We start from the raw sequence: 15211 nt of genomic DNA, 5'->3' as shown, positions 1-15211 counted from the left end.
ATATAATTTATAGATGAAATTAATAATAGATTATATCATTTATATATTTTATATTATTATATATTTATATGAATATTATTTATTATATTATACATTTATTAATTAAATATGTATTTATCGTTTTTTTGTATTGTTTGGATTATTTGTATAATGTATTAAATGTAATAAAGTCATTTCTAACCCTATTTTTTTGTTGGGAGCTAAGGATATTTCTTTTCTTCCTTTTAATATTATTTTGTAATAATTTTTTAATTTTTTATAATGGATTTGTTTGGATAATGTATATATTTTTTTTTTATAATTAGATTTTTCTTTATATTGTTTAGTATATGGTATATTTTTTAATATAGATATTTTATATAATATTTTTAATATTTCGATTAAAATCTGATCTGATTTTATATTGGCATCATACATTTCATGTAATAAAGACATTAATTCTATTGTATTTTTTTTTATTATAGATAGTATTACTTTTAATATTTGTTTAGTGTGAATTAATCCAAACATTTGTAATATACTCGATGTTCGAATAATTTTGGGATCTATCATTATAGCTTTTTCTGTTAAATTTAACGCATCTCTCATACTACCTTTTGATTGTTTTGCTAAGATATTTAATACTGTTTCTTCAGCATGAATTTTTTCTGCTTTGAAAATATTTTTTAAACATATTCGAATATTTTTAGAAGGTATTTTTTGAAAATTAAAATATATACAACGTGATATTATAGTTTTAGGTATTTTATAAATCTCTGTTGTTATTAAAATAAATTTAATGTATTTTGGAGGTTCCTCTAGTACTTTTAATAATGCATTAAAACTATTTTTAGAGAGCATATGTATTTCATCAATTAAATATATTTTAAATTTTCCATACATTGGTGGATATTTTATTGTTTCTAATAATTCTTTAATGTCTTCTACTTTTGTTTTAGAGGCAGCGTCTATTTCTATTAAATCTGGAAAACATTTTTTTTCTATATTTTTACAATTTAAACATGTATTACAAGAATACATATTAGATATATTGTGACAATTTAAACTTTTTGCTAACAATCTAGCTACAGTAGTTTTTCCAGTTCCTCTTGATCCTGATAATATCCAAGATTGATGTATTTTATTATTTTTAAAACTATTTGATATAGCATTGATTATATGTTTTTGACCAATTACTTCTATAAAAGATTTTGGTCTCCATTTTGTTGCTAAAATTTTATAGTGCATATTTTAAAATATATTTATTTAATTAAATTAATAGTATATAATATATAAATAACAGAATATATTTCTAATATCTAATAAGATAATAAATGTGTTTGAATTTTTTACATATGAGATATATAATATATATTGTACATAAAAAGCTTTGTTAGGAGTTTAGTGCTGTAAGTAATTTAATTAATTAGCCAGGTCTGGAAGGAAGCAACTAAATTTCATGAAAACAGGTATTAATACTTCTACAAAGCTTTTTATAATTATATAATATTATACATTTTGTAATATAATCCTTTTTGTTTTATTAATTGTTTATGATTACCGGATTCTATAATTTTACCTTTATCTAATACTATTATTTTATCAGATTTAATAATAGTTGATAATCTATGAGCAATAACAATCAAAGTAGAATATTTTTTAATAGATAATAATGTTTTTTGTATTATTTGTTCTGTTTCAAAATCTATATTTGCTGTTGCTTCGTCTAGTATTAAAATCTTTGGTTTTAATGTTAAAATTCTTGCAATAGATAACAATTGTTTTTGTCCTAATGATAAATTATTACCATTTTCTTTAATTTTTGTTTTTAATTTTTTTGGTAGTGTTTGAACAAAATCATATAATTGTACAGTTTTTAATATTTTCCATATTTTATATTCACATATGGATTTACCAAGAGTAATGTTTGATAAAATAGTTCCAGTAAATATAACAGGTTCTTGTTGTACCATATATATTCCTGTACGTAATACTTTGTAACTTAATTCATGTATAAGTCTATCATCAATATATATTGTTCCTTTTTTAATTGGATAATAACCCATTAATAAATTAATTAATGTACTTTTTCCACTGCCTGTATGTCCTATTAGTGAAATAAAACTGTTTGATGGAATAATTAAATTAATATTTTTTAGAATATTACATTTAATTTTTTCATATGAAAAATATAAGTTATGAATTTTAATATTACCTGTCTTAAGTGGTATAATGTCTGTACCATATTTTTGTTTTTTTGAATCTATAGTATTAAATATTCTTTCTCCAGCTACAATTGATTGCTGTAAAAGGTATTGTTGTGCTGTAATAGTAATTAGTGGTTCATTTAATCTATTTAAATAACTAATAAATGCATATAATGTTCCAACTGAAATAGAACCAAGTGGAGATAGGATAAACAATATCATTAAACAACATAATATAAAAGATGAAAAGAAACTGATTAATGGTCTTAATAAAATACCGTCTAATTTTAGAGATTTCATTTTCGATGAATAATGTAATTGGCTAGTTTTCTGTATAAATTTTTTAAATCTATTTTCTTGAGAAAATTGTTGAATAATAAATATTCCATTAATAATTTCATTAAATGATTGATTAATTTTTGCTAAATATGATCTCATTTTTCTTAATATTGGAGCACTATAATATTGGTAAATAAACATCACTGTCATTACTAAAGGAAATAATATAGTAGATATTATTGCCATTTTCCAATTTAAAATAAACATAGTTATTAACATAATAAATATTAAAGATATACTTTTAAATATAGTAGTTAGTACAGTATCGTATAATTCTTTAATTACTTCTGTATCATTAGTAATAATAGATATCATGGTACCAGTAGATTGCACTTGAAAATTATATAATGGTTGTAGTAATGTTGCGGATATAGCTTCCATTCTTAATTTTTGAATTATTTTAATAGCTGTTTTATTAAACATTAACATTTGTATATAATTTAAAGCTATAGATAGATTTTGTAAGATTACATAACTAATTAATAAGCATAAAATTAATTTTTTATTTAAATTATGTTTTGTTAAAATAGTATTAATAAAATAACTAATTAATACTGGTCCTAATATTTCTGATAGAGATGCAATAAATAATATAATAAAAGATAAAAATATTGTTTTTTTCCAATAATAACTATATCGTAATAAACGATGTAATGTTGGCCAACCATGTATAAAATTAGTCATATATTATTTTTTTTCCTTATTTCGAAAATTTTATTGACATAATTTTATGATTTTGTTGAAAATTATACATTTTACTATACCAGTTTTTTTGTTTTATTAATTCATTATGTTTACCATAGTTTTCAATAGATCCATTTTTTATGATAAAAATGTTATCTGAATTTTTTAATATAAACAATTCGTGTGATAAGATAATTATTGTGTGTTTGTTTTGTTTCCATAATTTTATGTTTTGTAATATTTTATTTTGTGTAATAATATCTATGGCAGATAATGAATTATCTAATATTAATATTTCTGCATTAGTTATTAAAGCTCGAGCAAGTGCAATTCTTTGTTTTTGTCCTCCTGATAATATAATACCTTTTTCTCCTATTTTACTTTGATATCCTTGAGGTAGGGATAATATTTCTTCGTGTATACAACTTAAATGACATACATATTCTATTTGTTTTTGTGTATATTTTTTGTCTCCTAGAGAGATATTATTTGCTATGGTATCTGAAAATAAAAAAGTAGTTTGATTAACAATCGATAATTTTTTTCTCCATTCTTTAGTTGTAAAATTATATATAGAAGATGTATTATATAGTATTGTTCCTTTTGTGACATCAAATTTTTTTTGAATTAAATGTAGTAACGTACTTTTTCCCCCTCCGGTTGGGCCACAAATTCCAATTATTTCATTTGCTTGAATAGTAATAAAAATATTTTTTAAGGTTGTTATTTTTTTTTTTGGGTAAAAAAATTTTGATATGTTAATATTTAATGATTTAAATGGTTCTTGTATACGTTCTTTACCTTCTTCTAAACATAAATCGTAATTTATAATTTGTTGAATTCTATTCCAGGCTGCACCTCCTCTTTCTACTATATTGAACATCCATGATAAAGATAACATAGGCCAAACCATAAGACTAAGATACATGATGAAACTTGTGAGTTGCCCAATCGTAATATATTTATTCCATACTAAATAACTACCGCTAGAAATTGCTAATAAATTTGATAGTATGATAGAACAATATATAATAGGTTCAAATTGTGCATCTATTTTAGAAACGACTATGTTTTTTTTACTAGTTTCTTTTGCTATTTTTTTAAATTTTTTGATTTCATATTTTTCTAATCCAAATCCTTTTATTACATAAATATTTTTTAAACTTTCTTGTGTTTGATTATTGAGGTCAGAAAAATTTTTTTGTGCTTCTTTAAATGCAATATACAATTTTTTACCACACTGTGTTATTAAAATAGCCATAATAGGCATAGGTAATAATGATATAATTGTTAGTTTCCAATTAATTTGTGTAATCATCACAGTAAATACTGAGCATCCTGTAATAATTGAATCTATAAGTGTTAATACTCCTTCTCCTGCAGCAAAAACCACTTTATCAACATCATTAGTCGCTCTAGCCATTAAATCACCAGTACGATATTTTAAATAAAATGTTGAATTTTTTTTACTTAGATATGAATATAACTTAATGCGTAATTGTATAGCTAACTTATATGCTGCTCCAAACAGTAATACTCTCCAGATATACCGTAAAATATATATGATAATTGATGTTAAGAATATTAATAGAATCCATAGAAATAAATTATTTCCGTATTGTTTTTTATTGATAATACAATCAACTAAAATACCAACTAATTTAGGTGGTAAAAGTTGCAAAATTGCTATTATGATTAATATAATCATCGATCCAAGGTAACGTTTCCACTCTTTAACAAAATACCAACTAATTTGTTTAAATAATTGCACGAATCATCCTATTGATAAATTTTCAGTATATAATATATTTTATATAATTTTTTTAAAATATATATTTAGTTGTGAAATATTTTTAATATTAGAAAATTTGTATATTAATATTTCATATCTATTTTGAGAAAATATGTATATTTAATAAATTATTTTATAGGCTGGATTTATAAAAATATTTATATCCAGCTAGATATTATAAATATTAATATATTTATATAATAAATGGTGGATTATATAATGATAATTTTAATACTTCTTCAATATGTTTGATGGGATGTATAATTAATTGATTTATTATTTTATTAGGTATATCTTTTAGATTATATTTATTATTTTCGGGTATGAGTATTGTTTTTATTTTTCCTCTATGTGCTGCTAATAACTTTTCCCTTATCCCACCTATCGTTAAAATATTACCATTTAGTGTTATTTCTCCAGTCATAGCTAGATTAGATCGAACTGGATTATTTGTTAAAGAAGAGACGATAGCAGTACATATTGCAATTCCAGCGCTAGGCCCGTCTTTAGGTGTGGAACCTTCTGGAATGTGAATATGTATATCATATTTTTCATAAAAATTATCTTGTATTCCTAATTTTTTAGAGTATGATCGTACAACAGTTAATGCAGTTTGTATGGATTCTTGCATAATTTTCCCTAGAGAACCAGTGTACATTAATTTACCTTTACCTGGAACACATACAGATTCTATAGTTAATAATTCACCACCCAATTCTGTCCAAGCTAAACCAATTACTTGCCCAATTTTTTTTTTATTACTAATTTTATTATAATTAAACTTTTTTATTCCTAAAAAATTTTTTATATTATTTTCATCAATTGTGATATTGATAATATGTGGATTAGTTAATATATTTTTTACTACTTTCCTGCATATTTTAGCTATTGCTTTTTCTAAGTTTCGCACTCCAGCTTCTTTTGTATAATAATAAATAATATGTTTGATTATTGATGGAGAAATTTGTATTTCATCATTTTTTAATGCATGTCGATTTATTTGTTTTGGTTTTAAATAATTATTAGCAATATGGAATTTTTCTTCTTCTGTATAACTAGGTAAGTATATTATTTCCATTCTATCAAGTAATGGTGCTGGTATATTAGAAGAGTTTGCTGTGGCTATAAACATGATATTTGAAAGATCATAATCTAATTCTAAATAGTGATCGTTAAAATGCGAGTTTTGTTCTGGATCCAATACTTCTAGTAATGCTGAAATAGGATCTACTCTGATATCATTAGACATTTTATCAATTTCATCTAGTAAAAAGAGTGGATTATTTACCCCAACTTTAATAATATTCTGCATTATTTTACCTGGAAGGGATCCTATATATGTTCTACGATGTCCTCTAATTTCAGCTTCATCTCTAATACCCCCTAAAGCCATTCTAGTGTATTTTCTACCTGTAGATTTTGCTATTGATTTTCCTAATGATGTTTTTCCTACTCCAGGAGGTCCAATTAAACATAAAATAGGACTTTTATTATTATTTGTTCTTGTTTGTACTGCTATATATTCTAGTATTCTATTTTTTACTTTTTTTAATCCAAAATGATCATTATCTAGTATTTTTTGTGCTTGATGTAGATTTTTTTTAATTCTACTTTTTTTATTCCATGGAATTTGTATAATCCAATCAATATATCCTCTTATCACTGATGCTTCTGCTGATATTGCAGACATCATTTTCAATTTTTGTAATTCTGATAGTGTTTTTTTAGTTACTATTGTAGGCATTTTTAATTTTATAATTTTTTTATATAATACATCATATTCATCTAAATAGTTTTCATTATCCCCTAATTCATGTTGGATTGCTTTTATTTGTTCATTTAAATAATATTCTTTTTGATTTTTATCAATATTATCTTGTATTCGTTGTTTAATTTTTTCTTCTAGATATATTAGATTAATTTCTGATTTTATAGCTATTGTTAAAAATTCTAATCTTTTATTAAGATTAATAGTTTCTAATATTTTTTGTTTATCATTTAAGGATAATGTGATATGTGATGATATGACATTAGATAATTTTGAGATATTTTTAATTTTGCATATTTCATCTAACATATCTGGAGGAATTTTATTATTATATTTTATATATTTTTGAAATGTTTCAATGAGTATTTTTTTTAATATGTATATTTCATTATTTTTCGTTACATAAGAATGCATGTTAGTGATTTGAGCAATAATATAGTCTTTATTTTTTTCTAATTGGTTAATTTTTCCCCTTTGTAATCCTTTAACTAATATCTTTATTGTTTTGTCAGGTAAGGTAAATATTTGTAGTATAACTGATACCGTTCCAATGGGAAATAATTCATTTTTAGTAGGTTTGTGTATAATTTTTTTTTTTTGTGTTACTAACATAATTTTTTTATCTTTTTTTAATGCTTCATAAATACAATTGATAGATTTTCCACGCCCTACAAAAAGTGGTAGAATTATATTGGGGTATATTACTATATTTCGTAATGGTAATATGGGTATGGTAGTGATTTTAGAGTATGGATGTTTCATAAAACTCTCTTGGTTAATGTTATTAATTTTCAAATAATTATAATTGAATTAGTGTGTGTATAAATATTATTTTTTATCATTTGTAATGTTTTAACATTGTTATGTATATTTTTATATTGATGTGCTATTCTTTTTTTTGTATATAATTTTATATATTTTTTAAAAATTATATATTTTTTATAACATGGTATATAATTTGTGGATTTTCTTTTTTTTGGATTGTTGGTTTATTAATGATTACTTTTTTGACATTTTTTGTAGATGGTATAGTATACATAATATCTAATAATACTTCTTCTATAATTGTCCTTAATCCTCTTGCTCCAATTTTTTTTGATATTGCTTGTTGAGCGATTTCGTTAATTGCTTCTTTTTTAAATTCTAATAATACTCTTGTTAAAGAAAAAATTTTTTGATATTGTTTGATAAGCGAATTTTTTGGTTCAGATAAAATCTGTATTAGCATTTTTTTATCTGGTTCTTCTAAAGTTACTATAACTGGTAATCTACCTATGAATTCTGGTATGAGTCCAAAATTTATTAAATCCGTTGATTCTACTTTTTTAATATTTTTTGTTTTGGATGGAATTTTTTTATGTTTATGTATCGTTGAATTGAAACCTATTTTAGATTTATTTTCTATTCTTTTAGAAATAATATTTTCTAAACCTGAAAATGTTCCTCCACAGATAAATAATATTTTCGATGTGTTAATTTCTAAACATTTTTGTTGAGGGTGTTTTCTACCCCCTTTGGGTGGAACTAAAGCTACTGTTCCTTCTATTATTTTTAGTAATGCTTGTTGTACACCTTCTCCTGATACATCTCTAGTAATAGATATGTTATGAGATTTTTTGGATATTTTATCAATTTCATCAATGTATATAATTCCTTGTTCTGCTCTTGGTATACTGTAATTACATTTTTGTAATAGTTTTTGTATTATACTTTCTACATCATCCCCTACGTATCCTGCTTCAGTTAATGAAGTTGCATCAGCAATAATAAATGGTACATTAAGTAATTGTGCCAATTTTTCTGCTAGTAATGTTTTCCCACTTCCTGTTGGCCCAATCATTAATACATTACTTTTTTGTAACTCAATAGGATTAACCTGATATGGATTATTTAAATATTGTACTTTTTTATAATGGTTATAAACAGCTACCGCAAGAACCTTTTTTGCTTTTTTTTGACCAATGACATAATCATCTAAATATTTTTTAATTTGTTTAGGTTTAGGTATATAATAATGTATTTCATGATCATTTTGGAATATTCCCTCTGATTTAATAATTTGGTTGCATATATGAATGCATTCATTACATATATTTACTAATGGACCACATATAATTTGTTTTACTTGATAACGGTCTTTGTTACAGAATGAACAAATATTTTTTTTTTTTTTAAACACAACGGATTTTTTTATCATTTTAATTCTCTTATGATGATAAATTGGTAAAACAAGTCTGATATTAAATATGATGATGTTTTTGTATAAAATTTTTGGACAAGATATTAATTTATATATTTGTATGAGATAACAAAATAGAATCAATTAATCCATAACTGATAGCTTCGTGAACATCTAAAAAACAATCTCGTTCTGTATCTTGTTTAATTTTTTTGATATGTGTTCCGGTATGAAATGCTATGATTTGGTTTATTTTATTTTTTGTTTTTATAATTTCATTAGTATGTATTTCTATATCTGATGCTTGCCCTTGATAACCACCTAAAGGTTGGTGGATCATAATTTGAGCATTTTTTAATCCAAATCTTTTATTTTTGGCCCCGGAACATAATAAAATTGCTGCCATAGAGCAAGCTTGTCCAATACAAATAGTATTGATATCAGGTTTGACGAATTGCATAGTGTCATAAATTGCCATTCCGGAAGTAATAATACCTCCAGGTGAATTAATATATAAAAAAATATCCTTTGTAGGGTTTTCTGATTCTAGAAATAGTATTTGTGCTATAACGTTGCTAGACATAGAATCTTCTATCATTCCGGTAATAAATATAATACGTTCTTTTAGTAATCTAGAATATATATCATATGTTTTTTCACTAATTCCTGTTTTTTCTGTAACCATCGGTATAATATTTTTTTGTCTAGTTTTCTTATGTGGACTATATAGCATTTTTTTTCCTATGTAATATATGGTGGTATATTCTTGTTTATTTTTTTATAAAAACATTTGTTTCATGATTTTTGGAAAAGTACATGGATGTTTTTTAATTTGAAATATTTTTAATAATATTTGATTTACTTTATCGTTTAATAGAATGTTATATATATTCTTTACTATAGATTTTTTGTGATTGAATGGAGTATTTCTAATATATTTTTGTATTTCTTTTTGAGTGACAATAATATCATAATGATTAATTATACTTGTAATAAAAAATTCTAATTTGAATTTTTTATATATTGTAGAATTAATATTTTTATGATATTTTAATTGAAATATATATTCGTATTTCTGATTATATTTTTCATTTAATTTTTGGTGTATAATTTTGATTTCATTTTTTATAATTTTTTTTGGTATATCTAAATTATATAATTTTATTATTTGTTTTTTAATTTGATTATTTGTATATTTGTGAATAATGTAATTTTTTTCTTCTTCTAATTTACTTTTTAATATAAAGTATATTTTTTTTATATCTGTAGTTTGAAATTTTTTATTTAGATATTCTATAAATTGTTTTTGTGAATATATTATTTTTTTTCTTTGTATTTGAATAATTTGTATTTTAATTTCTATTTTTTTTCTTTGTAGTGTTATTAATGGATAATTACTTGGTAATTTAATTGTTAAAAAAAAAATATCCCCCTTTTTTTTGTTAATGATATTTTTGTATATTTGTGGGATAATTTGTTTTTTATTATTAATAAAAGTGAATATTTTTTTATCTGTTTTTATAAGAGTATTATTTTCATTGTATTTTATGTGATATTTTATAGTAATTTTATCATTTTTTTTAATTTTATCTTGTATTTCTTCCCATGTAATATGATTATTTCTAATATATTCAATATAATACTTTAAATCTGTTTCATTATTTGTAATAGATAGTTTTTTAATTGTAATATTTTTTATTTTATTAATATCAATTGTTGGGATCGATTGGAAATATATAGAATAAATAAAATCATAATTTTCTTTATATTGGTTAATAATGATTTTTGGTTGATTAATGATACTAATTTTTTTATCTGCGATAATCTTATTAAAATTTTTATAAATAATTTTATTTATTACTTTTTTTTGTATTAATTTTTCATATTTGCTTTTTATTAAATCAACAGGCATTTTATTTTTTCTAAATCCATTAATTATTTTATTTTTTCTGATTTTAATAATTTCTTTTTTGTTATAATCAACAATGGTTGAAAAAGGAACAATAAATTTTATTTTTTGATCAAATTGATTTTTTGTTTTTAAAATAAATTTCATTTTTTATCCTATTTTTCATATACAATAATTTTTTTAAAATATAAATATGATATTTGATTGTTAGAAATATTATTACAATTTTATAAATATATAATTTAATTTATTATATTTAAATTTATTTTATAGATTTTTTATAAATAAATTATATATTTTTATTTTATTATATAAAATTTTATATATTTTAAAAAAATATTCTGTTTTTTAAATTTTTATGACTTTGTATTTATCTATATTATAGTATATTAAATATCATATAAATATTTTATTTTTTTTGAAATTTAGGTATGACAAAATATATTATCGTTTTAAAATGTTTCTTGATTACTATGGATTGTATCGTATATAGATCAAATTTACGAGGTTAAATAATGTATAAAAAACATATTTTTGAAAAAATTATGTTATTCCTTTCTTTTTTTTTATTAAGTGGTTTTTATAGTTTTCCTTTTCATCCTAGTGGTGAAATATCTATTAAGCAATATAATTTAATTTTTATTGCTTTTGCAATTATGTTATTAATTGTTTTACCTGTTATTTTTATGACGATATTTTTTGTTTATAATTATCGCGTTTCTAAGAAAAATACTTATAATCCTCAATTTATACATTCTAAAAAGATAGAATTGATAGTTTGGATTGTTCCAATTATTATAATATTTTTTTTAGGGATATTAGCTTGGAATACTACACATTCTTTGGATCCTAAAAAAAAAATACAATCTACAAATCATCCTATTATCGTTGATGTTATAGCACTAGATTGGAAATGGTTATTCATATATCCTAAATACAATATTGCTACCGTGAATGAATTAATCATACCTGTTGATACACCTATTATTTTTCATATCACTTCTAATTCTGTGATGAGTTCTTTTTTTATTCCTAGTTTAGGTAGTCAAATTTATGCCATGCCTGGGATGGACACTAAATTAAATTTAATATCTAATATTCCTGGTATATATACTGGATTTTCTTCTAATTATAATGGTTATGGTTTTTCAAATATGAAATTTAATACTGTAGTAGTACAGAATAGTGATATTTTTTCTAAATGGATTAAAAAAATACAACATATTTCTCATTCTTTAGATACGATCAGCGTATTTAATTCAATTTCTAAACCTAGCATATTATATAATATAGAATATTTTAATAATATTTATCCTAATTTATTTGCACGTGTAGTATGTAAGTCTATATAATATTATGATTATAAATTGTTATAAATATTTAGTATAGCAATTGATATGTAATGTAACATTATTTTCAAGGAAATAATACTATGTTTGGTAAATTAACAATAAATGTTATACCATATCATGAACCTATTATTATGGTAACATGTATTATTGTTTTTTTATTGAGTTTTTTTATTTTTTATAAAATTACTCAATTAGGTAAATGGAAGTATTTGTGGTATGAATGGTTAACTTCTGTAGATCATAAAAGAATAGCTATAATGTATATTATACTTGCATGTATTATGTTATTGCGTGGTTTTGTTGATGCAATTATGATGCGTATGCAGCAAGTTTTTGCTTCTAACGGGGCATCTGGTTTTTTACCACCTCATCATTATGATCAAATTTTTACTGTGCATGGTGTAATTATGATTTTTTTTGTTGCTATGCCTTTAATAATTGGTTTGATGAATTTAGTTATACCGTTACAAATTGGTGCAAGAGATGTAGCTTTTCCGTTTTTAAACAATTTGAGTTTTTGGTTAACTGTTAGTGGTGCTTTATTAATTAATTTATCTTTAGTATTTGGAGAATTTGCTAAAACTGGTTGGTTAGCTTACCCTCCTTTATCTGAGATGCAATATTCTCCTAGTGTTGGTGTAGATTATTGGATTTGGAGTTTGCAAATTTCCGGTATTGGAACAACATTAAGTGGAATAAATTTTATAGTTACAATTTTAAAAATGCGTGCTCCTGGTATGAGTATGTTTAAAATACCAGTATTTACTTGGACTGCTCTTTGTTCAAATATTTTAATTATTGCTTCTTTTCCTGTTTTAACAGCAACTCTAATATTATTAACGTTAGATAGATATTGTGGATTTCATTTTTTTACTGTTGATTGCTTTGGCAATGCGATGATGTATATTAATTTAATTTGGATTTGGGGACATCCAGAAGTATATATTTTAATACTTCCTGCATTTGGTATTTTTTCAGAAGTGGTATCTACTTTTTCTAAAAAATCTTTATTTGGTTATACTTCTCTAGTATGGGCTACAATATCTATTACTATTTTATCTTTTATAGTTTGGTTACATCACTTTTTTACTATGGGATCTGGTGCTAATGTAAATGCTTTTTTTGGAATTACTACCATGATTATTGCTATTCCTACTGGGGTAAAAATATTTAATTGGTTATTTACAATGTATCAAGGTCAATTGCATATGCATTCTGCTATGTTATGGACGGTAGGATTTTTAATTACTTTTACCATTGGTGGTATGGCTGGTGTATTATTATCTATTCCGGCTATTGATTTTGTACTCCATAATAGTGTTTTTTTAGTAGCTCATTTTCATACAGTAATTATTGGTGGTGTAGTATTTGGTTGTTTTGCAGGGATTACTTACTGGTTTCCTAAATTTTTTGGATTTAAGTTAAATGAGTTATGGGGTAAGAGAGCTTTTTACTTTTGGATTATTGGTTTTTGTTTTGCTTTTCTTCCATTATATTACTTAGGTTTAATGGGTATGACTCGTCGTATTAGTCAAAATATCGATCATAAATTTCATTGTATGTTATGTGTTTCTTGTTTTGGTGCAATGTTAATTTGTGTTGGTATTTTATGTCAAATAATCCAATTGTATCTTTCTATTAAGTATAGAAAATTAAATTATGATTATACTGGTGATCCATGGAATGGTAGAACTTTAGAATGGTCAACTGCTTCACCTCCTGCAATTTATAATTTTGCATCTATTCCAATTGTCGAAAATATAGATGATTTTTGGTATAAAAAACAGAAAGGAATTGTTTTTAATAAAAATCAATCATATTCTTCTATTCATTTACCACAAAATACAGCTCTTGGAATTATTTTAGGATTTTTTTCTTTGGTAGTAGGTTTTTCTATGGTTTGGCATATTTGGTGGTTATGTATATTTTTTTGTATTATGAGTATTTTGGTTTTTTTTATTAATTTATTTCGAGATAAATCTGTTCAATATCTTTCTTCTGAAGAAATTAGCAAAATAGAATATACATATATTATTCACAATAAAAGGAAATAGAATGAGTGAAAATAATTCTATAGATGAGAAAAGTATAAATAATATAAAAAATGAAATAAGTATTTTTCAGAATAGAAATATATTTGGTTTTTGGATATATTTAATGAGTGATTGTATTTTGTTTGCTACTTTATTTTCTGTATATTGTGTTATGTGTAATAGTATTGTTTCTTATCATGGTATTTTTAATTTAAATATTGTTTTTTTAGAAACGATTATTTTATTATTAAGTTCTTTTTTTTATGGTTTATTGGTAATTTGTGCATTTTCTAAGAAAATGTTTTTTGTATATTTTTTTTTAATCTTAACTTTGATATGTGGTATGTTTTTTATTTCTATAGAAGGTTGGGAATTTAATAATTTAATAAAATTAGGATATAATCCTCAAAATAATGCATTTTTTTCTTCTTTTTTTACCTTGGTAGGGATGCATGGTATACATGTTATATTTGGATTATTATGGTTAATAGGAATTTTTTTTCAATTAATAAAATTAGATTTAAATAAAAAAATGTACATTAAAATATTATGTTTGGGGTTATTTTGGCATTTTTTAGATATAATATGGGTATGTTTATTTACAATAGTATATTTAATTGGAAGTATATAATGGAAAATTTAAATTCTGATAGTATCTCAATTAAGAAACAGATTCAGTTTTATTGTTTTGGTTTATTTTTTTGTTTAATATTGACTATTATACCTTTTTTTTTAGCAATAAAAAAGCTGTTTAGTATTAAATTATCTATAGTAATGATTGTTTTATGTTCTATTTTACAAGTTTACATACATTTGAGATATTTTTTACATTTGAAATTTTTAAAAGTGAATTATTGGACTATAATTTTTTTATTTTTTTCCATTATCGTGATATTTATTATTATGACTGGTTCGATATGGATTATGTATAATTTGAAACATCATATATTGTTTTCTTTATATATTTAA

11 protein-coding genes are annotated in these 15211 nt (G+C 22.6%); 4 read left to right on the top strand and 7 right to left on the bottom strand.

Going from position 1 to position 15211, the window contains the following annotated elements:
* Nucleotides 1-114 precede the first annotated feature (114 nt).
* From dnaX to tig, 7 genes are all read right to left on the bottom strand, one after another.
* Nucleotides 115-1227: a DNA polymerase III subunit gamma/tau gene (dnaX, locus tag AB4W54_RS01575; protein WP_367674366.1), complete on the bottom strand. Its 1113-nt coding sequence runs from the start codon at nt 1225-1227 to the stop codon at nt 115-117.
* A 251-nt stretch (nt 1228-1478) separates the two neighbouring features.
* Nucleotides 1479-3209: a SmdB family multidrug efflux ABC transporter permease/ATP-binding protein gene (locus AB4W54_RS01570; protein WP_367674365.1), complete on the bottom strand. Its 1731-nt coding sequence runs from the start codon at nt 3207-3209 to the stop codon at nt 1479-1481.
* Nucleotides 3210-3225: 16 nt separating this feature from the next.
* Nucleotides 3226-4980 carry an ABC transporter transmembrane domain-containing protein gene (locus tag AB4W54_RS01565; protein WP_367674364.1) on the bottom strand — a complete coding sequence of 585 codons (1755 nt, stop codon included), beginning with the start codon at nt 4978-4980 and terminating at the stop codon, nt 3226-3228.
* Between the two features lie 214 nt (nt 4981-5194).
* Nucleotides 5195-7531, bottom strand: a complete 2337-nt coding sequence (lon, locus tag AB4W54_RS01560; protein WP_367674363.1) for an endopeptidase La — start codon at nt 7529-7531, stop codon at nt 5195-5197.
* 166 nt (nt 7532-7697) lie between these two features.
* Nucleotides 7698-8966 carry an ATP-dependent Clp protease ATP-binding subunit ClpX gene (gene clpX / locus AB4W54_RS01555; RefSeq protein WP_367674362.1) on the bottom strand — a complete coding sequence of 423 codons (1269 nt, stop codon included), beginning with the start codon at nt 8964-8966 and terminating at the stop codon, nt 7698-7700.
* Nucleotides 8967-9057: 91 nt separating this feature from the next.
* On the bottom strand, nt 9058-9681 hold the full coding sequence (locus tag AB4W54_RS01550; RefSeq protein WP_367674361.1) for an ATP-dependent Clp protease proteolytic subunit: 624 nt from the start codon (nt 9679-9681) through the stop codon (nt 9058-9060).
* A gap of 45 nt (nt 9682-9726) precedes the next feature.
* Nucleotides 9727-11004 carry a trigger factor gene (tig, locus tag AB4W54_RS01545; RefSeq protein ID WP_367674360.1) on the bottom strand — a complete coding sequence of 426 codons (1278 nt, stop codon included), beginning with the start codon at nt 11002-11004 and terminating at the stop codon, nt 9727-9729.
* Between the two features lie 368 nt (nt 11005-11372).
* Here tig and cyoA point away from each other — a divergent pair, with 368 nt between their 5' ends.
* From cyoA to AB4W54_RS01525, 4 genes are all read left to right on the top strand, one after another.
* Nucleotides 11373-12209, top strand: a complete 837-nt coding sequence (gene cyoA, locus AB4W54_RS01540; protein WP_367674359.1) for a ubiquinol oxidase subunit II — start codon at nt 11373-11375, stop codon at nt 12207-12209.
* An 80-nt stretch (nt 12210-12289) separates the two neighbouring features.
* Nucleotides 12290-14263: a cytochrome o ubiquinol oxidase subunit I gene (gene cyoB, locus AB4W54_RS01535; protein WP_367674358.1), complete on the top strand. Its 1974-nt coding sequence runs from the start codon at nt 12290-12292 to the stop codon at nt 14261-14263.
* Between the two features lies 1 nt (nt 14264).
* A complete protein-coding gene (locus AB4W54_RS01530; protein WP_367674357.1) occupies nt 14265-14873 on the top strand; it encodes a cytochrome c oxidase subunit 3 in 609 nt (202 codons plus the stop codon).
* Nucleotides 14792-15211 carry a cytochrome C oxidase subunit IV family protein gene (locus tag AB4W54_RS01525; RefSeq protein ID WP_367674356.1) on the top strand — a complete coding sequence of 140 codons (420 nt, stop codon included), beginning with the start codon at nt 14792-14794 and terminating at the stop codon, nt 15209-15211. Before AB4W54_RS01530 ends, AB4W54_RS01525 begins: the two co-directional genes overlap by 82 nt.

It is taken from the genome of Buchnera aphidicola (Pterocallis alni) (assembly GCF_964059075.1).
In the GTDB taxonomy this organism is placed as follows: Bacteria; Pseudomonadota; Gammaproteobacteria; order Enterobacterales; family Enterobacteriaceae; genus Buchnera_L; species Buchnera_L aphidicola_AN.
Note: the sequence above shows the minus strand (reverse complement) of the source record. Positions and strands in the feature narration are given on the sequence as shown.

What these genes read in the sequence shown, in the direction of transcription:
- lon (WP_367674363.1), bottom strand. Translation starts at nt 7,531, where the DNA reads ATGAAACATCCATACTCTAAAATCACTACCATACCCATATTACCATTA.
- AB4W54_RS01525 (WP_367674356.1), top strand. Translation starts at nt 14,792, where the DNA reads ATGTTTGGGGTTATTTTGGCATTTTTTAGATATAATATGGGTATGTTT.
- cyoA (WP_367674359.1), top strand. Translation starts at nt 11,373, where the DNA reads ATGTATAAAAAACATATTTTTGAAAAAATTATGTTATTCCTTTCTTTT.
- AB4W54_RS01530 (WP_367674357.1), top strand. Translation starts at nt 14,265, where the DNA reads ATGAGTGAAAATAATTCTATAGATGAGAAAAGTATAAATAATATAAAA.
- tig (WP_367674360.1), bottom strand. Translation starts at nt 11,004, where the DNA reads ATGAAATTTATTTTAAAAACAAAAAATCAATTTGATCAAAAAATAAAA.
- AB4W54_RS01570 (WP_367674365.1), bottom strand. Translation starts at nt 3,209, where the DNA reads ATGACTAATTTTATACATGGTTGGCCAACATTACATCGTTTATTACGA.
- clpX (WP_367674362.1), bottom strand. Translation starts at nt 8,966, where the DNA reads ATGATAAAAAAATCCGTTGTGTTTAAAAAAAAAAAAAATATTTGTTCA.
- dnaX (WP_367674366.1), bottom strand. Translation starts at nt 1,227, where the DNA reads ATGCACTATAAAATTTTAGCAACAAAATGGAGACCAAAATCTTTTATA.
- cyoB (WP_367674358.1), top strand. Translation starts at nt 12,290, where the DNA reads ATGTTTGGTAAATTAACAATAAATGTTATACCATATCATGAACCTATT.
- AB4W54_RS01550 (WP_367674361.1), bottom strand. Translation starts at nt 9,681, where the DNA reads ATGCTATATAGTCCACATAAGAAAACTAGACAAAAAAATATTATACCG.